Genomic DNA, 19,452 nt, shown 5'->3' on the forward strand with positions numbered 1-19,452 from the left:
GCATGTCGGGGGAGCCATTCCCGTTGCGCATCTGACGGTCGGACAAACTGTAACTCTCAAATGTGCAACTGACGCGACCTGGGGACAACATGCAGGACGAAAACGGTATCTCGTTCTTCGGCGCCCTGTGGAATGGACTGATATGGTTCATTCAGAACATTGCCGAAGCCTTCATTAATTTCGGATACGCCATCACGCATCCGCAACTCTGGCTAGACTGGTCGGACAAAGAAGCAGTCATGCGCTTTGTCTATTACGGCGGGTCGGTCGAGTTCTTCTTTGTGGTTTTCACGCTGTTTCTGGTGTTGACGGCCATTGGTCTTTACTACCGCAACTTCATGTGGGCGATGGTGCGCGGGCTTGAAGGCTTTGCCAACACGACGGGGCGTTTCTTCGCCTGGGCAGGCCTTTTGATGGTGGTTCAGCAGATCATCATCGTGTTCATGCAGCGGGTCTTTACCCGCCCGGATATGTCCTTTGGGCTGGGTATCCCGTTTCAGATGGATATCAGCTGGTTCGCGGAAGAGCTGAAACTGTATAACGCCATGGTCGTGTGCCTGTGCTGCACCTACACCTTTGTACAGGGCGGCCATGTCCGCGTTGACCTGATCTATGCCGGCATCAGCCACCGCGCCAAACGTGTGGTCGACATGTGTGGTGCCATACTGTTCATGATGCCGATGGCGGTGCTGACCTGGATGTATGGCTGGTACTTCATGTGGCGGCATCTGATCGTGCCGAAGCCCTCGGCCAGTGATACTTTGGACCGGCTGGTGGCCAAGTCCCGCGCGCTGCGCTGGAACGTGGAAACCATCGGGTTCAGCCCCAACGGATTCAACGGCTATTTCCTGTTCAAGATCTTGCTGATCGCCTTCGCAGCGATGGTGTTCCTGCACGCGATTGCATTCCTGTACCGCTCGTATCTGGAATATGTGGAAGGCCCGGAAAGTGTTGGAAAATACCTCGACAAGGACAGCCTTGGCGAGGGTGAAGAAGCCTACGAAGGCGCGCATTAGGGACGGAGAACCAGACAATGCTATTCGGACTTGATGGCGTCGAGATAGGCCTCATTATCGTATTTTTCTGCCTCTTCGGAGGTATTCTATCCGGTTTTCCGGTGGCCTTCGCCATCGGCGGGGCAGGAGTGATCTCATTCGGCATCATCGCCGCATTGGACAGCGCAGGTTTGCTGATTCACCAGGCGATCGACACCGGCTCTGCGGCGTATCAGGATCTGGTCAGCACGGGGGTTAAACCCGATACCATATCAGTGTTCCGCTTCCCGGACTTACCAAGGATTGCCGAGCCTGTTTTTGTCTCGGGCTGGGAAACCGCGCTGGACCGCAACGTGTCGTTCATCGTGAATCGCATGAACGAGCGGGTTCTGGCCGGTCAGTCTATCGAAACCCTTCTGGCGGTTTTGATGTTCGTGCTGATGGGCATCACGCTTGAACGGTCGAAGATCGCCAATGATCTGCTGACCACAATGGCGCGCGTCTTTGGACCGTTGCCGGGTGGTCTGGCCGTCTCGATTGTGGTTGTGGGGGCGTTTCTTGCGGCCTCAACCGGGATCGTGGGCGCGACTGTGGTGACCATGGGCTTGCTGGCGCTGCCAACCATGCTGCGCAACAACTATTCGCCTGAATTGGCGACGGGTGTCATCGCGGCTTCGGGAACGCTGGGGCAGATCATTCCGCCCTCGATCGTGATTGTTTTGCTGGGAACGCTGGCCGGTGACTTGTATTCCACCGCGCAAGAGACGCGCGCGGTTGATGCCGGGTGTACAGACGCGCTGACCTATCTAGGTCAGCCTGCGGTCGTATCGGTTGGTACTTTGTTCCAGGCCGCCTTGCTGCCAGGGATCATGCTGGCGCTGCTATATGCGCTTTATGCCTTTGGCTATGCGCTGCTCAACCCGCATAAGGCGCCTGCGGTGCCCATGACCGGCGGCAGCGGAGAGCCCATTACCCGTTCAGAAGGTTTCACCTGGTTGCTGGGTGCACCTGTCGCGTTGATCGTGGGTACGGTTCTGCTGGGCAATCTAGGGGTCATCGGCAGCCAGAACGTCTCGGTCTCGGCCTTCTCCGATATCGGGCAGGGCGCATCGCTGCGGACCAACGTTTCCGAAACCTGCAAAGCCTCGATGATCGAGCTGCATGGTCAATCCGCTTGGGATCAGGCCGTGGCCGAGCAAACGGCCATTGATGACGCAGGTGGTGCCGCAGAATCAACTCGTCTGACCGAGGAAGAGCTTGCCACCGCGCAGCAGGAGAAGATTGCCAACGCTGCTCCGATTGGAACGGGTGTTGCGGTGATGGTTCTGTTGCTGGGTCTGACCATTGTGATGGGTCGGGGCATCGCGCCGTCTCGGTCGCCACAGCCGCTGATCCTTGGGGCCATTGGTCTGATCCTGATGTTGCTTGTCGATATTCTGTTCGTGTCGCCAACAACCTCGTCAGGGTTGACCTTTGTGATGCTGGCGTTGCCCTTTGCCTTGGCCATCTATGGCTGCAAAGAGGCTGCGGCGCGCTGTGCCACCAATGATCTGATCCGGGTGGTCTTTCCACCGCTGGTTCTGATCATCGCAGTGCTGGGGTCGATCCTGGGCGGGGTGACCAACCCGACCCCGGCGGCGGCACTGGGCGCGGGTGGTGCGATCATGCTGGCGGCCTATCGTAAGCTGCAAGACCAGGAGCGGTCCGGCAAGGTCATCATTTGGGCCACCTTCGCCGTGGTCATTGCCCTGTTGATGGGGGTCAATTTTGATCTGCGCATCAATCAGAGCAGCGCCTCGGCCGAAACCTGGATTGCCTTCATCATAGCCTATGCGGCCTATCTGTATGCCCTGTTTGGTTTGCTGTTCGGCTGTTGGGTTCTGTATTCCAGCGGCGTACTGACCCCGGTGGTGCGGGAAACCGCCAAGGTGACCTCAATGGTGTTCACCATTTTGATCGGGTCACAGCTGTTGAATCTGGTGGTGATCTCGTTCGGCGGTGAGCACTATATCCAGCAGTTCCTCAAGAGCTTTGACAATGAATTCACAGTCTTCCTGATCGTGATGCTGGTGCTGTTCTTCCTTGGGTTCGTACTGGATTTCCTGGAAATCATCTACATCGTGATCCCGATTGTGGGCCCGGTAATCTATGGCGGGTCTTTTGATCCGAAATGGGTGACGATCATGGTGGCGGTGAACCTGCAGACCTCGTTCCTGACGCCACCTTTTGGATTTGCGCTGTTCTATCTGCGCGGGGTCGCGCCGAAAGAAGTGACTACCGGCCATATCTATCGTGGGATTGTACCGTTTGTGCTGATCCAGGTGGTCGGTATCGGAATCCTTTGGTTCTTCCCTGCGATTGTGACCATCGTGCCGGATCTGATCCCGAATTGATCAAAGATCAGGTGTTCAAATGAAAAGGGGGCCAGCGGGCCCCCTTTGCTTTGTTTGTAGGTAGAAGGGGCCAGCCCCTTCTTGGCCTGCGGCCAATTCAACCCCGAGGTATTTTTTGGCCAGATGAAGATGCGGATCAGGTGAATTGGATCAGATCCCAGCGGTTGCCGAACGGGTCCTGCCAGACTGCTACGGTCCCATAGGGTTCATGGCGCGGGGCTTCTTCGAAATGGACGCCTTTGGCCAGCATGTCCTTATAGTCGCGGTCGAAATTGTCTGTTTCCAGAAAGAAGCCGACCCGACCACCTGTCTGGTTGCCGATTGCGGTTCTCTGATCTGCATCGACGGCCCTGGCGAGTAGAAGTGAGCCCCCGGTGGATCCGGGTGGGCTTACGCGGACCCATCTTTTTCCAGCGCCCAAGTCGATGTCCTGCGTCAGGGAAAAGCTGAGTGTATGCGTGAAAAAGGCGACGGCATCATCGTAGTCCGGCACGACAAGCGTAACGGCGTGGAGGCTTTGTTGCATCAGGTTTCAGCCTTTGGTCGGGTGACGATCAGGCAGTTGGATGCTGGCAACCTGTTCGGCGATGGGGGCGGTGGACAGCGGGTGGTGGCCGTCATGTGCAATGTCATAGGGATCCTTGACCCGTTTCCATTCGCCCTGACTGTACACTTCCAGCCCTGCAAAGCGGGATTTGTATCCCATTTTCGGGCTGCCAGGCACCCAGTAGCCAAGATAAATATAGGGCAGACCCGCCTCGCGTGCGATGTCGATGTGATCCAAAATCATGTACGTGCCCAGTGAATTCTGGGGCTGTTCCGGGCAATAGAATGAATAGACCATGCTCAGCCCGTCATCCAAGACATCGGTCAAACTGACAGCGATCAGATTGCCGGATTCCGGGTCTGAATATTCGACCACTCGGCTGCGTATGGGGGTCTCTTCGATCATGGCTGCAAATTCGAAGACGTCCATATCCGCCATGCCGCCATCCGCATGTCGGGTGTCAAGATAGGTGCGGAACAGGTCATACTGTTCGTCGGTAGCCCATGGGGAATTCGCCCGGCGTCGCAGATGTGAGTTCCGCCTGACCGCGCGTTTCTGACTTTTGCTGGGTTGAAAGGCCGAAACGTCAATCCGCGCGGACAAACACGCGGCGCAATCGGTGCAGGAAGGGCGGTATAGGACGTTCTGAGACCGTCGAAACCCTTGCTGGGAAAGGGAGTCATTCAGTTGATTCGCGCCTTCGCCCTGCAGCGCTGTGAACAGCTTACGCTCCATCTTGCCCTCAAGATAAGGGCAAGGCTGAGGGGCCGTAACGTAGAATTGCGGCGCGATTGGCAGCGTGTGTCGCATGAATGTCCTATGGTTCCTGAAACGGGATGATAACAACCGTTCCCGGAGCCGCCAAGTGATTCACGCGACAGTCTTTTAAGCGCGACGGTTAATCATAACCGTGCCGAGAAGGGTGTCGGTCAGGCCCTGGCCGCGCGCGCCGGTTAGCATCATGATGACTGAAATGATTTGCAGCACCGGAAATGCCATGCTGACAAAATAACCGGCTGTGTGTGCGACCGCTTTACCTGTGTCCATTCGTTCACCAAAAGCGTCGCGCAGTTCGACCCCCATGAAACGCATACCCAGAGTGGCCGAGCCGTTGGCGATTGTGACGACGCGATAGACAAAACTGACCACCGCATAAATCAGGGCGAGTATCAGTACGCCTAGCCCGAGGGTCAGGACGATGACGACGGTACAAAGCAGCGAAATAAAGGCGATATCGAACAGCCAGGCCAGGAACCGTTTGGTCGTGACGGACTGGTAAAACTCGGGCTGTCGGTTCGGGTCTGGCAAGGAGTGCATACGGGTCATTCCGGTAGATGTTTCAAATACCCTGTCCCGATTGTCGGAACAGGGCAAGGTCGATCAGGCGTTATCGCCGGTTTCATCGCTTTCGCGGTTCTCGCGGACGCGTTCATCCATGAACTGGTCGAATTCGGCCTTGTCTTTCGCTTCGCGCAGGCGATGCAGGAACGCTTCGAATTCCTGTTGCTCACGCTCCAGCCGAGCCAGAGTGTCGGACTTGTAGGCGTCGAATGCGCTGTTGCCCGAGGGTTTCATTGCGCTCATGTGGCTGTGCCAGGATTTGCGACGGCTGCAGGATTTGTTGAACATACGTTTGCTCCAGATCATGTAGGCCAGAAGGGCCAGGCCGACGGGCCAGAAAAAGATAAAGCCAAGGACCATGGCTGCGATCCAGGCCCCTTTGCCTTTATCGTCAAGCCAGGCTTCTGCGCGGCTGAGCCATCCCGGGTTTTCAGGGACGGCGTGTTCGGTCAATGCGGTCATTGGTGCTCTCCGGGTTAGATGTAAATTGTTTTCACATTGAATAGATGGGGGCACCAAACCCAGTTACAAGAGGTCAATGTGAAAATGATTTACATTTCTGAATTTCGGATGGTTGACCTGACATCTGAACAAGCGCAATTTCAGTCTAACGCACCACGGTTTCTTTCAAACATTGACTGGGTTGTCTGCTGCGGCGCTATTTTGAGTTAAGCGCCAGATTGTTGCAATGTCGGGTTAGAAATTTGGCCACAGAAATACTAAAACCACGTCATCGGAGATGAAATGACAGGACTTCTTGCCGTCAACCGTGTACCGCGCGCCTTTGATCATTCACTTGGTTCCGAAGCGCGCGAAGCAGTGGGTGGCATTACACCTGAGCAGGGGGAACTGATCGCGGGGGCTGCGGGCTCCAGCCCCTATCTCAAAGGCCTGATTGATCTGGAAGCCGACTGGTTACCGCAAGCTTTGGCACAACCGGACGCGATGCTTGCATCCATTATGGAAACCGCAAGGACCTTGCCTTCGGATCAACTCAGGCCGGGGCTGAGGCAGGCCAAGAGGCGTTTGGCGCTGTTGACCGCCCTGGCGGATCTGGCAGGGGCGTGGCCGTTGGAAAAAGTTACAGGGGCACTAACCGATTTCGGGGCCATGGTAGCGGATGTTGCCGCCAAGGCCGAGATTGCAACCTTGATCCGGCGAGGTAAATTGCCGGGGATGACCGAAGATGATGTCGCCTCTGCCGCGGGGATGATCATATTGGCCATGGGCAAGATGGGTGCGCATGAGTTGAACTACAGCTCTGATATCGACCTGATCGTTTTGTTTGACGAAACGCGCTATGATCCGGACGATTTCTATGAAGCGCGGCAAGGGATGGTCCGGGCGACACGGAATTTCTGCGCCACACTCAGTGACAAGACAGCGGATGGATATGTATTTCGCACGGATCTAAGGCTGCGGCCTGACCCTGCGGTGACGCCAGTTTGTCTGGCTGCGGAAGCTGCCGAACGGTACTATGAAAGTCTGGGCCGCACTTGGGAGCGCGCCGCATATATCAAAGCGCGCCCCTGCGCTGGCGATATTGCTGCGGGGCAGCGTTTCCTGGATACGCTCCGCCCCTTCATCTGGCGAAGGCATCTGGACTTCGCCGCTATTCAGGATGCCCATGACATGCGCTTGCGTATCCGCGAAAACAAAGGGACAGGCGGTGCGCTGACCATTCCGGGTCATGATATGAAACTAGGGCAAGGCGGGATACGTGAGATCGAATTCTTCACTCAGACCCGACAGTTGATTGCCGGAGGTCGCGATACGGACCTGCGCGTGCGTGGCACTGTACCGGGATTGGCGGCTTTGGCCGGCAAAGGGTGGGTGCCCGAGGACGTGGCTGAAAAGCTTACCGATCACTACCGCGCGCATCGCGAAGTCGAACACCGCATTCAGATGATCCATGATGCGCAGACCCATAAGATTCCGCAATCCTCGGACGGGATTGAGCGGATTGCATGCCTGATGGGGATTGATAGCGCCGATCTGACTGCGGATCTGAAACGGCGGCTGACCGAGGTTCATGAGTTGACCGAAGGTTTTTTCGCCCCCGGCCCGACAGCCCGTGCACCTTTGCCAGAAGTTGAATTTGACGAAAGCATATTGGCGCGCTGGACGACCTACCCATCACTGCGTTCTCAGCGCGGGGCGCGGATTTTCGAACGGCTGAAACCCGAGCTGCTGACGCGTCTTGCCAAAACCGCCCAACCGGATGAGGCGCTGCTGGCACTGGACGGGTTCCTTCGCGGGTTGCCTGCAGGCGTGCAGCTGTTTTCTCTGTTCGAGGCCAACCCGCAGCTTATCGACCTGCTTGTCGATATCGTAGGCACGTCGCATGCATTGGCAGCGCATTTGTCGCACAACGCCTCGGTCTTTGATGCAGTGATTGGCGGCAGCTTCTTTGACGACTGGCCGGGCCGGACGGTGTTGCAGGGCGAATTGGAGCGTGAACTCTCGCAGGAGCAGGACTACGAAAGCCAGCTTGATCTGGCGCGGCGCTGGTGCAAGGAATGGCATTTCCGGATCGGCGTTCACCATCTGCGCGGGTTGATCGACGGCGTGCAGGCCGGGCAGCAATATGCCGAACTTGCAAGCGCGGTGATCGTTGCGATCCTGCCATGTGTTGTGGACCAGTTCACCAGCAAACACGGGCCCGCACCTGGTCGCGGTGCCGCTGTGTTGGGCATGGGATCCCTGGGGGCAGGGCGGATCAACTCGCAATCTGACCTTGATATGATCGTGATCTACGACCCGCTGGATCAGGACATGTCCGAGGGCCCACGGCCTCTTGCCACGCGGACCTACTATGCCCGGTTCACGCAGGCACTGATCACGGCGCTGTCGGCTCCAATGTCGCAGGGGCGACTTTATGAGGTCGACATGCGGCTGCGTCCCTCGGGCAATCAGGGGCCGGTGGCGACCAGTTGGGCCAGCTTCACGAACTATCAGCAAAATGAGGCCTGGGTGTGGGAACACCTTGCCCTCACGCGCGCAAATCCCGTCGCCGGTGAGCCCTCATTGGCGGGCGATATCGAGAGCTTTCGATCAGAGCTTGTCTCGCGCCCCCGCGATCAGGCGCAGGTGCTGCGCGAAGTGGCCGAGATGCGCGCGCGACTTGCAGCTGCGAAATCCCCCGCCGGTATTTGGGATGCCAAGAATGGGGCCGGGCGCATGATGGACATAGAGCTGATGGCCGAGACAGGCGCCCTGCTGTCCGGTGTTGCAAAGCGCGATGTACATGCAGGGTTGGACGGCGCAGTCGCAGCCAAGCTTTTGGATGTCGCACAGGCGCAAACGTTAAAGGATTGCTACGATCTATGCTGGTCCGTGCAATGCGCTGCACGGCTGTTGTCAGGCAAGGTGATCGAGGCAGACAAGATCGGCGAGGGCGGTTCCGCCTTCCTGTGTCGGGCCACCGGGTACGAGCAGGTCGAACAGTTGCAGGCCGCGTTGCAGGAAAGCTACGATATCGCCGCCGAGATCATCGGCAGCGTGATTCAGGAGGACAAAGATGCCGCGCAATGATGATCCCAACGATCACAAAGGTCTGATCCGCGAGGCCTATCGCATCGACGGCATCACATTGCCCGAGTGCCGCAGCATCTTTTTGGACTGGGCGCTAAGCCTTCCGGCGGACCGAGATCAGAAACAGGCCCTGTCTGACCTGCATGCCATCTATGCCAAAGATGAGGCCGATCACCCGATGACACAGGTGCTGACCGAAGGGTTGCAATCGGCGCAAGCCCCGAAACGGCGCGGCGGCTGGCGGTCTCGCAACCGCTAGGGCTTTCCCATCGGCGCGTTCGCGACTATGAGGGCGGCATGACCCAATCTGCCGACCGCCCCCGTATCCGCCTGAAACCCAAAGCCAATGCGCGCGGCCTGCGCCATGGCTTCCCTTGGGTCTATGCCAATGACATCGTCACCGACCGGCGCACGCGCAAAATCCGCGCTGGCGCTTTGGCGGTACTCGAGGATGAAAATCGCGCGCCGATCGCTCTGGTGGCGGTCAATCCTGAATCGAAAATCATGTGCCGTGTGCTGGACCGCAATCCTGACGCCGAGCTGACGGCCGATTGGTTCGAAACCCGTCTGCGCCGCGCGCTTGATATGCGCGAACGCCTGTTTGACTCGCCCTTTTACCGCCTGATCCATGCCGAGGCGGATGGCTTTCCGGGTGTCATCATCGACCGGTTCGGTGAGGCCTGTGTGATCCAGCCAAACGCCGCCTGGGCCGAGGCGTATCTCGACATGTTGACCGACGCGCTGGTCGCTGTGACCGGCGTGACGACCGTGCTGAAAAACGCCTCGGGCCGGACACGCGGTCTGGAAGGGTTGGATGATGTCAACCTGACCTTGCGCGGCACTGTCCCAGATGCGCCTTTGCCCGTGTTGATGAACGGTGCAACCTATATGGCGGATTTGGCGGGCGGTCAGAAAACAGGCCTGTTCTATGACCAACGCCCCAATCACGCCTTTGCTGCGCAGCTGGTTCAACCCAAGGCTCAGGTTCTGGATGTCTTCAGCCATGTCGGAGGCTTCGGGTTGGCGATGCTGGCGGGTGGTGCCGGACAGGCGCTGTCGGTCGACGGGTCGGCCGCGGCATTGGAGTTGGCCGCAAAAGGGGCCGAGGCTTCTGGCTTTGCCGATCAATTCGACACGCGCCAAGGCGATGCCTTTGATGTGTTGGCTCAGTTGAACGACGAAGGCGCTAAATTTGACGTCGTTATCTGTGATCCTCCCGCCTTTGCACCATCAAGGCAGGCGCTGGATGCAGGGCTGCGGGCCTATGAACGCATTGCGCGATTGGCCGCCACATTGGTCAAGCCGGGCGGATATCTGGGCTTATGCTCTTGCTCGCACGCTGCTGATCTGGGCCGCTTCCGCGACGCCTCATCCCGTGGTATCGGGCGCGCCGGGCGCTCAGCCCAACTGATCCATACGGGCTTTGCCGGGCCCGATCACCCGCAACTGCCGCAGCTGGCTGAAAGCGGTTACCTCAAGGCCGTGTTCTACCGATTATGAAGGCTGTACTCGATACCTGCGTCATCTATCCAACGGTGATGCGTGAGATGCTGTTGGGCACCGCCCGACTAGGTCATTTCACCCCTATATGGTCGGCGCGCATCCTCGAGGAATGGGCCCGCGCCGCACGCAAGCTGGGCCCCGAGGGCGAGGCGCAGGCCCGTGCCGAGATTGCCCTGACGCAGGTCAAATGGCCCAAGGCAGAACGCCCAGCCAATGATGGTCTGCAGGCTCGGCTCTGGCTGCCGGACGCAGCAGATATCCACGTTTTGGCCACTGCAGTAGCCGCGTCAGCGGATATCATCGTCACGGTCAACGCCAAGGATTTCCCCAGAAATATTCTTGCAGAAGAAGGGCTTGAGCGGCGTGACCCTGACAGTCTGCTGTATGGTTTCTGGTATAACGACCCGCAAGGGCTGGACCAGCTTGCACAGCAGGTACTGGCCGAAGCAAACCGTCTGTCAGGCGATACATGGACTTTGCGTGGATTGATGAAAAAAGCCCGCCTGCCGCGTCTGGGCAAAGCGCTCGCCAGCTAAGTGGGATCCCTGCTTCATCTGGCTAAAATTACCTCGGAGAGCGCGAGAGGCTGGCCTCTCGCCGCCGAGCCTCAGCCACGCGCCCAACGCTGCTCAAGCACTTCCAGCGCCGCAATCCGCTCATCCGTTTTGGGATGGCTCATCAACCAGGCGGGTACAACGCCCGCGCGTTGCTGCGTCAAATCCTCAAGTTTGTGAAACAGAGACTTTTGCGGGCCGATGCCGATTCCGGCTTTGGTTAGCAGGGCGGCGGCATATTCATCTGCTTCATATTCATCCCCACGTGACAGGCGCGACGCCAAAAGCGCAGTCAGCGCGTTTGCAATCATCGCACCGATGAATGGGATGAACCGGCTCAGAAGCAGCATCAAGGCTGTCCGCAACGCATTCTGTCCAGAAAAATCAATCATCCGTCGCCGTGCATGACCCAAGGCCACATGCCCCAGTTCATGTGCGATGACGCTCGCCATCTCTTCGGCGGAAACCTCGCCATTGAGGAACTTGCGATAAAACCCGCGTGTGATGAATATTCGTCCATCCGGCGCCGCAAGCCCGTTCACCGGGTCGATTTCATATATATAGACCGGAACCCTCTCGATCCCCAGCGCCGCCGCCAGCCGGTCAGTCATACGCTTGAGGGCGGGATCGGCCAGTTCGGTCGATTTCAGGTCAAGCTCGCGATGAGTGCGCCAGACCGAGATCCGGTACATCACCACGGCATACAGAACCGCCAGAAGAATCGGAGTAATTCGGAGCATGGTTCTGATATGGGGATAAGCAGACACAAGGGCAAGGCATCAGCGTTTCCGTGGGCCTGAAAGGTCTCCAAGCTACCATGACGCAGTGGAAACTGGGTTCATTAGGATTCTAACTGTTGAAAAACGCCGCCTGCCGCCTTATCCGCACGGGAACTCGTCGGAGAACACACAATGTCCAACAATGACCACGAAGCCCGTCACCTGGAAACGCTTGACCGCGACCTTAGACGCTTTTCTCGGCTAGAAGTGGCAACCTCCCAGGTGGGTCGCCCATTTGTCGGGTCTGGCATCGCGCTTTCTTTTATCGTTGTCGCAGGTCTTGTGGCAGCCTTCCTGTTCGGACAAGGCAACAACACGCTGATCGTAGTTCTTGCGGCAATGTTTGGGGCATATATGGCGCTGAATATCGGGGCCAATGATGTTGCCAACAATATGGGACCGGCGGTCGGGGCCAATGCGTTGACCATGGGGGGCGCCATCGCGATTGCTGCCATATTCGAAAGTGCCGGCGCGCTGATCGCTGGAGGTGACGTTGTTTCCACGATCGCGAAGGGCATTATCGCTCCTGAAAGCATGGGAACGCAGACTGTATTCATCTGGGCGATGATGGCGGCTTTGTTGTCTTCGGCGCTTTGGGTCAACCTGGCGACCTGGGTCGGAGCGCCTGTGTCCACGACCCACTCGGTTGTCGGAGGCGTCATGGGGGCGGGGATCGCCGCAGCCGGTTTTGGCGCAGTGAGCTGGGGGACGATGAGCAAGATCGCGGCCAGCTGGGTTATCTCGCCGATGCTTGGCGGTCTGGTCGCCGCAGGATTTCTCTGGTTCATCAAGTCGCGGATTATCTATCAGGACGACAAGATCGCAGCGGCCCGAAAATGGGTGCCGATGCTGGTTGGTATCATGGCAGCGGCTTTTGCCAGCTATCTGGCGCTGAAGGGGCTCAAGAAGATCGTCAAAATCGACCTCGGCACGGCTTTGTTGATCGGGGCCGCCTGTGGTGGGCTGGTCTGGGCCGTGATGATTCCGGTTATTCGGCATCAATCCGAAGGTCTGGAGAACCGCAATAAATCCCTCAAAGTATTGTTCGGCATCCCTCTGATCGTATCCGCCGCATTGCTGAGCTTTGCCCATGGGGCCAATGATGTGGCCAATGCCGTTGGGCCTTTGGCGGCCATCGTGCAAGCCTCTGCCTCGGGTGATTTCACCCAGGCGATTAGTATTCCCTATTGGGTCATGATCATCGGCGCCTTTGGCATTTCGTTTGGCCTGTTCCTGTTTGGGCCAAAACTGATCCGAATGGTTGGCAGCCAAATAACCAAACTTAACCCGATGCGTGCCTATTGCGTTGCGCTGTCCGCAGCCATCACCGTTATCGTGGCCAGTTGGCTGGGTCTTCCCGTAAGCTCGACCCATATTGCAGTGGGTGCCGTCTTTGGCGTCGGCTTCTTCCGGGAATGGGATGCTGAAAGACGGCTGCGTAAAGCCCGCATTACAGTGCCTGAGCGGACGGTTCTGGCACCGGAAGAACGCCGCCGGCGCAAGCTGGTGCGCCGCTCGCACTTTATGACGATCATAGCAGCCTGGATTATTACCGTGCCCGCGGCGGCTGTGTTGTCGGGTGTTCTGTTTCTGGGCATTCAGGCCATCGCCGGGTAATCCCGGCCTCGGCAGAACCTGATCCGCGGGCTGGCGTTATCGCGTCAGCTCGCGCATTCCTTTTTCCAGCCCGGCCAGAGTCATCGGCACCATCCGATCCTGAAAAATCTCGCGGATCATTCCGATTGAGTGGGTATATTCCCAATACTTCTCAGGCACTGGGTTAATCCACAGGTTGGATGCCCATTGGTCGCGTGCCCGCTGCAGCCAGATCTGGCCAGCCTCCTGGTTCCAATGTTCATTGGCACCGCCGGGATAGGCGACCTCATAAGGGCTCATCGAGGCGTCGCCGACGAAGATGCATTTGTAATCGGGACCATAGGTGCGCAGCACCTCATGGGTCGGCGTCTGCTGGTCCCAGCGGCGGATGTTGTCACGCCAGACACCTTCGTACAGGCAGTTGTGGAAGTAGTAATATTCCAGATGCTTGAATTCGGTTCTTGCGGCCGAGAACAGCTCTTCAACCACTTTGATATGTGGGTCCATTGAGCCTCCGACGTCCAGAAACAACAGCACTTTGACGGCATTGTGCCGTTCGGGCCGGGTTTTGACGTCTAGATATCCATGCTCGGCTGTGGCGCGGATGGTGCCGTCCAGATCAAGCTCTTCCGCCGCACCCTCGCGGGCCCAGCGGCGCAGGCGCTTCAACGCGACCTTGATGTTGCGCGTGCCCAGCTCGACCGTATCGTCTAGGTTCTTGAATTCACGCTTGTCCCAAACCTTGACCGCGCGCTGATGACGGCTTTCCTTCTGGCCGATCCGCACACCTTCCGGGTTGTACCCGTAGGCTCCGAAGGGCGACGTTCCAGCCGTACCGATCCACTTGTTGCCACCTTGGTGGCGGCCTTGTTGATCCTTGAGCCGCTCTTTCAGCGTCTCCATCAGCTTGTCGAACCCGCCAAGGGCCTCGATCTCGGCTTTTTCCTCTTCGCTGAGGTGCTTTTCCGCCATCTTCGCCAGCCATTCGGCAGGGATGTCGACGGCTTCGAGGACCTGTTCGAACCCGATCTGTTCCAGCCCTTCAAAGCTGGTGGCAAAAGCGCGGTCGAACTTGTCGATATTGCGTTCATCCTTCACCATCGACACGCGGGCGAGGTAATAGAACGCCTCGACATCATAGGTTGCCAGTCCCTTTTTCATACCCTCCAGAAAGGTCAGATATTCCCGCAGGGATACGGGGATACCGGCTTTGCGAAGGTTTTCGAAAAAGGGAACAAACATGGGCTACACCACAAAGCGAACCAGAACCAAGGACAGGATTAGCCCGACCAGCGCAAAGGCGATTCCATATCCGGCTGCATATTGCGCGATATCGGCGCCGCTGCCGTTGCGTTTGCGCGCGGTCAGCGCCCCAAGGAGCGCACCCAGCACCGCCAGTCCCAGAACCACTATCATGCGTTAATCGCCCCCGTTAATTGACTGGTCCTTCTGCGACGTCCTGCATAAGCGACCGGGCCACTACATCCGAACCAAAGCCGTATCGTGCCCATCTCAGACTGTCCAGTCTGACGGAACGTGCCTCTGCGGAACGGCCGACTTCATTCAGGACCTCGGCTTTCAGCAACAATAACGTTGCAAGCTGCGAGGCGTTCTCGGCCCGTGTCATCACGTTAATAGCGTCGTCGATTTCGGGCAGGAACTCTGGCCCATTGCCTTGCGAAAGCGCAAAGGCGCCCAGTTGGGTCGTGATGTAGGATCGATGCAATTCCGTGCCCGGTGTAGCGCGCAGAAACTGCAGGGCAATATCATATTGGCGCAACGCTTCATGCGGATCATCGAACTGTTCCATTCGGCCCATCAGGTAATGAGGGTAAGCGCGCCGGTGATCGGTCCAACCTTGTTCCTTGCCAATTCGGGCTGCCTTGCGGGCCTGCCTCATGCGCGATTGCTGGCTGCGACTGGATTGCAAGGATTTCTGAATTGCTGAAATCCAGGCTCGTGGAGTTTCCGACATGGGCTGTACCGGCACCGCATCACCGCGCGGATTCAGACGCGAGAGAATTTCGGGTATGGCCGTTTCGACCTGTTCACGTGTCATACCGCTGTGCAGTTGGGATGAATATGCGGCCTTCAGGATCAACATGTCGAACCCGGTCAGAACCGTGTGGATATTGTCATCGTTGAATACCGAGTCCGGAAGGCGATACAGGTCATTCAGCGGGCCAAGCGCCTGTGCGATCTCTTCGTGCAGGCAGTCACGTTTTTCCTGCGGACTTGCATCTGCGGGAATGAAGATGCCCAGTCGCTCACGGCTGCTCAGTTTGGTCCAGCTGCTTTTCTGTTTGAACCGATCCCGGCGGTACTCCTCAAGGCTTGAGGCATTGGGCACCACGAAACATGCAGCCTGAGGCAGGATGGCCTGAATCTCTTTTTGACTGACCGCCGCGATCGTGATGTTGGCCTGACCGTCCCTGATCTGTTTGATGTCTATCCCGGCCTCGGTGCGCAGACGGGTCAGCAGGCGGCCCAGATCCTTTTGAAGCGAGGCCGTCGCAGCCCCTGTCAACCGCACCGTGATCGGGGTTTCGAACCGGGTAAAAACAGGCAGTTCCGTACCCCCTTCCAGTGCGAAATGCAGAGAGATGAAATCCGCTGCAATGTTTTCATTCGACCGCGCCGGAGGCGAGGGGTATGCACGCGTAAAGGACTTGGCGGGGGGCAGGGGTGGTTCGACGTCCACAATCTCGGGTGGGCTTTCGGCAGGCTCAATCGTGGCACATGCAGTCAGGACAAAGCTGATCAAGATTGCGACCCATCGCGTCATGGGCGCTGATACTTGATGAAAGGTGTCTGTTTGCCGATCCTGTCATAGAGCTTTCGCGCGGTATGGTTGAAATCCTGCGTCAGCCAATAGACAGACGGTGCACCTTGCCGGTCCGCTTCGTCGTAAACGGCCTGAATCAAAGCGCGACCGACCCCCATGCCGCGCGCCTCGGGCCGGGCGAATAGGTCCTGCAAGTAGCACACGCTTTCTTCCTTCCAGGCATGGCGGTGGAACAGAAAGTGGGTCAAACCCACAAGCCCCCCGTCGGCCTGCGCGACGAAACAAGAAAAATCGTTCGGATCATCCCCCAGCAGTCGCGAGAATGTGCTGTCATAGACGGAATCCGGAACCGTCGTTTCATAAAACGCCAGATAGTCCCGCCACATATCCGCCCAGTCCTCGCGATCAGTCGGATGCAAGGCTCGAATTGTTACTGTTTCTGGCATTGCTGAGTCCCGTTGGGTCTGATGGTAAATTGCCCGGACAAGCCGGGCAACCTGAGACCAATGCTTGCATCCGAGACTTGCTAAGGCAAGCGGCGATCACCGAGGGTTTACCGGCTCAGCGTTTGTTGCGGGCCATGAATGCTAGGCGTTCGAACAGGTGCACGTCCTGTTCATTCTTAAGCAGCGCACCGTGCAGTTTGGGCAGGGCATTGGCGCCATCGCGCTTGAGGTCTTCGGCGGTCAGGTCCTCGGCCAGCAGCAGCTTGAGCCAGTCCAGCACCTCTGAGGTTGATGGCTTTTTCTTCAGGCCCTGAGTTTCGCGAATCTCATAGAACTGGGTCAGAGCCGTTGTCAAAAGTGCATCTTTGATGCCCGGATGATGGACCTCGACGATGCGGCGCATCGTGGCCTCATCAGGGAACCGGATATAGTGAAAGAAACACCGGCGCAGGAAGGCGTCGGGCAGTTCCTTTTCATTGTTCGATGTGATGATGACGATCGGACGGTTCTTGGCGCGGATCGTTTCGCTGGTCTCGTAGACGTGGAACTCCATCTTATCGAGCTCTTGCAGCAGATCGTTCGGAAACTCGATATCGGCCTTGTCGATCTCGTCGATCAACAACACAACCTTTTCATTGGTTTCAAAGGCCTGCCACAATTTACCCTTGCGGATATAGTTCGACACGTCGTGCACGCGCTCTTCACCCAACTGGCTGTCTCGCAGACGACTGACGGCATCGTATTCATACAGTCCCTGCTGCGCGCGGGTGGTGGATTTCACGTTCCACTCTATCATCCGCAGCCCCAACGCTCCGGCCACCTGCTTGGCCAACTCGGTCTTGCCAGTTCCCGGCTCACCTTTGACCAGCAAGGGACGTTCCAGCGTCACCGCGGCATTTACCGCAATGGTCAGATCGTCTGTGGCGACGTATTCGGCTGTTCCTTGGAAACGTGCGGTCATTGGCCCCTCATCAAGTGTCGCGCGAAATGCGCCCTTGGGGTTACCGCGCAGCAGAAATTTTGACAAGCCAGGTCGCTGCGTCGCATGAAGGGAGATTGCCGAGTAACTACAATGCTTTTGGTTGATTCGTGCGCTAACATCCGGTGCCGTCTTTTTGGCGTTGCCCTGAAATGGTCAGTTAATTTTCACAGAAAAACAAGGTTTTGTTGTTTGGTTGGACGTATTTAGATCAAGCGCAATGGCGCGGCGCCGGGGCGACGTTTGCATAGTGACAATTACTGCGCTGTCAGATAAACGCTCCGCAGAAGGGGATTGCCGCATGTCAGGTAATGAGAGAGTGACCGGCGTTGCAGGCCACACCGAGGGAGCAAAAATGAAGCAGGAAGTTTTTCTGCCTGAAGATTACCGTCCAGCTGAAGACGAACCATTTATGAATGACAGGCAGCTAGAGTATTTTCGTCGCAAGCTGCTGGATTGGAAAAACGAACTAATGGCTGGCAGCCGCGATACGATCGAAGGGCTGCAGGACAATACCCGTAACATTCCGGATGTCGCTGACCGCGCAAGCGAAGAAACCGATCGCGCGCTAGAACTGCGCACCCGCGATCGTCAGCGCAAGCTGGTTGCCAAGATCGATTCTGCTATGCGCCGGATTGATGAAGGCGAGTACGGCTATTGCGAGATGACCGGTGATCCGATTTCGCTGAAACGTTTGGATGCTCGCCCAATCGCGACCATGACGCTTGAGGCGCAGGAACGGCATGAGCGTCGCGAAAAGGTCCACCGCGACGATTGATCGCTGGGAAAATCTGATAACATAGACGCCGGGGCCTTTTGCTCCGGCGTTTTTGCGTTAAGCCGGTGACATGAACATCAGCGGATCGAAATTCGGCATAGTCGGAGGTGGCATTGGCGGCCTCGCGGCTGCTTTGACCCTGCGACAGCGCGGCGCCGTGGTGACCGTGTTTGAGCAGGCATCAGAATTGACCGAGGTTGGCGCGGGCCTTCAGATCAGCGCCAACGGGATGGCTGTGCTGCGTGCGCTGAAGGTTGTTGCGGACACGCCCGAGGCTGGGCTTTTGTCCCATGGAACGGTCCTTCGTGATTACCGGGCAGGGCGGCTAGTCTGCAAAATCGTGCCACCCTCTGCCGGGCCTACCTATTATTACCATCGCGCTGACCTGCTTGATCTTCTCTACAAAGCGGCGGTTCAAAAAGGGGTAGAGTTTCACCTTGGTGCGCGTGTGGAACGGGTGCGAAAGCACCCGTCCGAGGCCGAAATTACCCTCGATACGGGGGCGAGATTTCGGGTTGATTGTGCAGTCGCCGCGGACGGCGGCCAAAGTGCAATTCGTGCTGACCTGACTGGCAGGGAAACACCGAAATTCACACATCAGGTTGCCTGGCGCGCGACGATTCCATGGGACCGACGCAACAAGAACCCTTGCGCTGTGCTAACCATGGGGCCGGGACGGCATGTAGTAACGTATCCTTTGCGCGATCAGACCTTGATGAACATCGTGGCAATCGAAGAGCGGTCTGACTGGCAGGAAGAAGGCTGGCGTCTGCGCGGTGACCCCGAAGAGCTGAAGGTGCGATTTGCAGGTTTTGGCGGCTTGGTCAAAGAGATTTTGCAAGAGGTTCAGGACCCGAATATCTGGGCATTGTTCCTGCGCCCTGTTGCTGAATGCTGGCAGAATGGGCGTGTGGCGCTTTTGGGCGACGCAGCTCATCCGACGCTGCCTTTCATGGCCCAAGGTGCTTGCCTTGCACTAGAAGATGCCTGGACTCTGGGGCGGTCTTTCGAAGAACAATCCGGCGTTTCGCAAGCACTGGCCGCCTATGAAGCGACCCGTCGCCAGCGGGCAACTCGGGTGGTCGCTGCCGCTGGAGCCAACGCGCGCAACTTCCATCTACGTGGCCCTATGCGTGTCGGGGCGCAACTGGCGTTGATGGCAATTGGATCGCGGTTGGGCCGAAAATATGATTGGATCTATGAGTTCGATGCCACGGCTTAG

The 19,452-nt window shown here is 57.6% G+C and carries 19 protein-coding genes; 9 read left to right on the plus strand and 10 right to left on the minus strand.

Translation table 11 applies throughout. The annotated features are described in order from the left end of the window. Nucleotides 1–89 precede the first annotated feature (89 nt). Both AC2FH9_RS09100 and AC2FH9_RS09105 read left to right on the plus strand, forming a co-directional pair. Complete coding sequence (locus AC2FH9_RS09100) at nt 90–1,016, plus strand: TRAP transporter small permease subunit (protein WP_271947526.1); 927 nt, start codon at nt 90–92, stop codon at nt 1,014–1,016. Nucleotides 1,017–1,033: 17 nt separating this feature from the next. Continuing rightward, nucleotides 1,034–3,388: a TRAP transporter large permease gene (locus AC2FH9_RS09105; protein ID WP_271947524.1), complete on the plus strand. Its 2,355-nt coding sequence runs from the start codon at nt 1,034–1,036 to the stop codon at nt 3,386–3,388. 136 nt (nt 3,389–3,524) lie between these two features. Here AC2FH9_RS09105 and AC2FH9_RS09110 read toward each other — a convergent pair whose 3' ends face one another. The 4 genes from AC2FH9_RS09110 to AC2FH9_RS09125 all read right to left on the minus strand — a co-directional run bounded on the left by AC2FH9_RS09110 (nt 3,525) and on the right by AC2FH9_RS09125 (nt 5,738). Continuing rightward, nucleotides 3,525–3,914: a VOC family protein gene (locus tag AC2FH9_RS09110; protein WP_496871281.1), complete on the minus strand. Its 390-nt coding sequence runs from the start codon at nt 3,912–3,914 to the stop codon at nt 3,525–3,527. 6 nt (nt 3,915–3,920) lie between these two features. Then, on the minus strand, nt 3,921–4,745 hold the full coding sequence (locus tag AC2FH9_RS09115; RefSeq protein WP_496695750.1) for an arginyltransferase: 825 nt from the start codon (nt 4,743–4,745) through the stop codon (nt 3,921–3,923). Nucleotides 4,746–4,820: 75 nt separating this feature from the next. After that, nucleotides 4,821–5,252 (minus strand): RDD family protein, encoded by a 432-nt coding sequence (locus AC2FH9_RS09120; protein WP_496871380.1) that lies wholly within the window; start codon nt 5,250–5,252, stop codon nt 4,821–4,823. Between the two features lie 63 nt (nt 5,253–5,315). Further along, entirely contained in the window at nt 5,316–5,738 is a 423-nt protein-coding gene (locus tag AC2FH9_RS09125) for a DUF2852 domain-containing protein (RefSeq protein WP_142633305.1), read from the minus strand. A 282-nt stretch (nt 5,739–6,020) separates the two neighbouring features. Here AC2FH9_RS09125 and AC2FH9_RS09130 point away from each other — a divergent pair, with 282 nt between their 5' ends. Genes AC2FH9_RS09130 through AC2FH9_RS09145 form a run of 4 tightly spaced genes read left to right on the plus strand, consistent with a single transcriptional unit; the run spans nt 6,021 to nt 10,849 of the window. Next, nucleotides 6,021–8,810 carry a [protein-PII] uridylyltransferase family protein gene (locus tag AC2FH9_RS09130; protein ID WP_496871282.1) on the plus strand — a complete coding sequence of 930 codons (2,790 nt, stop codon included), beginning with the start codon at nt 6,021–6,023 and terminating at the stop codon, nt 8,808–8,810. Next, nucleotides 8,797–9,069, plus strand: coding sequence for a hypothetical protein (locus AC2FH9_RS09135; protein ID WP_496871283.1), 273 nt, complete (start codon nt 8,797–8,799; stop codon nt 9,067–9,069). The genes AC2FH9_RS09130 and AC2FH9_RS09135 overlap by 14 nt, the downstream gene beginning before the upstream one ends. Before the next feature lie 38 nt (nt 9,070–9,107). Next, nucleotides 9,108–10,310, plus strand: a complete 1,203-nt coding sequence (locus AC2FH9_RS09140; protein WP_496871284.1) for an RSP_2647 family RNA methyltransferase — start codon at nt 9,108–9,110, stop codon at nt 10,308–10,310. Continuing rightward, nucleotides 10,307–10,849 (plus strand): RSP_2648 family PIN domain-containing protein, encoded by a 543-nt coding sequence (locus tag AC2FH9_RS09145; protein WP_496700506.1) that lies wholly within the window; start codon nt 10,307–10,309, stop codon nt 10,847–10,849. Before AC2FH9_RS09140 ends, AC2FH9_RS09145 begins: the two co-directional genes overlap by 4 nt. 71 nt (nt 10,850–10,920) lie before the next feature. On the opposite strand, the gene AC2FH9_RS09150 is transcribed toward AC2FH9_RS09145, so the two are convergent. Continuing rightward, nucleotides 10,921–11,607 carry a M48 family metallopeptidase gene (locus AC2FH9_RS09150; RefSeq protein ID WP_142633315.1) on the minus strand — a complete coding sequence of 229 codons (687 nt, stop codon included), beginning with the start codon at nt 11,605–11,607 and terminating at the stop codon, nt 10,921–10,923. A gap of 171 nt (nt 11,608–11,778) precedes the next feature. Between AC2FH9_RS09150 and AC2FH9_RS09155 the strand changes: the two genes are divergently transcribed. Next, nucleotides 11,779–13,263, plus strand: a complete 1,485-nt coding sequence (locus AC2FH9_RS09155; protein ID WP_496749585.1) for an inorganic phosphate transporter — start codon at nt 11,779–11,781, stop codon at nt 13,261–13,263. A gap of 36 nt (nt 13,264–13,299) precedes the next feature. Here AC2FH9_RS09155 and AC2FH9_RS09160 read toward each other — a convergent pair whose 3' ends face one another. From AC2FH9_RS09160 to AC2FH9_RS09180, 5 genes are all read right to left on the minus strand, one after another. Next, nucleotides 13,300–14,484 (minus strand): vWA domain-containing protein, encoded by a 1,185-nt coding sequence (locus AC2FH9_RS09160; RefSeq protein ID WP_496871285.1) that lies wholly within the window; start codon nt 14,482–14,484, stop codon nt 13,300–13,302. A 3-nt stretch (nt 14,485–14,487) separates the two neighbouring features. Continuing rightward, nucleotides 14,488–14,658: a hypothetical protein gene (locus AC2FH9_RS09165; protein WP_185956603.1), complete on the minus strand. Its 171-nt coding sequence runs from the start codon at nt 14,656–14,658 to the stop codon at nt 14,488–14,490. A 16-nt stretch (nt 14,659–14,674) separates the two neighbouring features. Continuing rightward, the gene (locus AC2FH9_RS09170) at nt 14,675–16,027 is read right to left on the minus strand and encodes a DUF2927 domain-containing protein (RefSeq protein WP_496871286.1); all 1,353 of its coding nucleotides are present in this window, start codon (nt 16,025–16,027) and stop codon (nt 14,675–14,677) included. Beyond that, a complete protein-coding gene (locus tag AC2FH9_RS09175) occupies nt 16,024–16,473 on the minus strand; it encodes a GNAT family N-acetyltransferase (protein WP_496688347.1) in 450 nt (149 codons plus the stop codon). Before AC2FH9_RS09175 ends, AC2FH9_RS09170 begins: the two co-directional genes overlap by 4 nt. Nucleotides 16,474–16,588: 115 nt before the next feature. Continuing rightward, nucleotides 16,589–17,434 (minus strand): AAA family ATPase, encoded by an 846-nt coding sequence (locus tag AC2FH9_RS09180; RefSeq protein WP_142633324.1) that lies wholly within the window; start codon nt 17,432–17,434, stop codon nt 16,589–16,591. A gap of 373 nt (nt 17,435–17,807) precedes the next feature. On the opposite strand from AC2FH9_RS09180, the gene dksA reads away from it, so the two are divergent. Together dksA and AC2FH9_RS09190 are read left to right on the plus strand one after the other, a co-directional pair. After that, nucleotides 17,808–18,230, plus strand: coding sequence for an RNA polymerase-binding protein DksA (gene dksA / locus AC2FH9_RS09185; protein ID WP_142633326.1), 423 nt, complete (start codon nt 17,808–17,810; stop codon nt 18,228–18,230). Nucleotides 18,231–18,300: 70 nt separating this feature from the next. After that, the gene (locus tag AC2FH9_RS09190) at nt 18,301–19,452 is read left to right on the plus strand and encodes an FAD-dependent monooxygenase (protein ID WP_496871287.1); all 1,152 of its coding nucleotides are present in this window, start codon (nt 18,301–18,303) and stop codon (nt 19,450–19,452) included.

It is taken from the genome of Ruegeria sp. CDSC081, assembly GCF_059610485.1.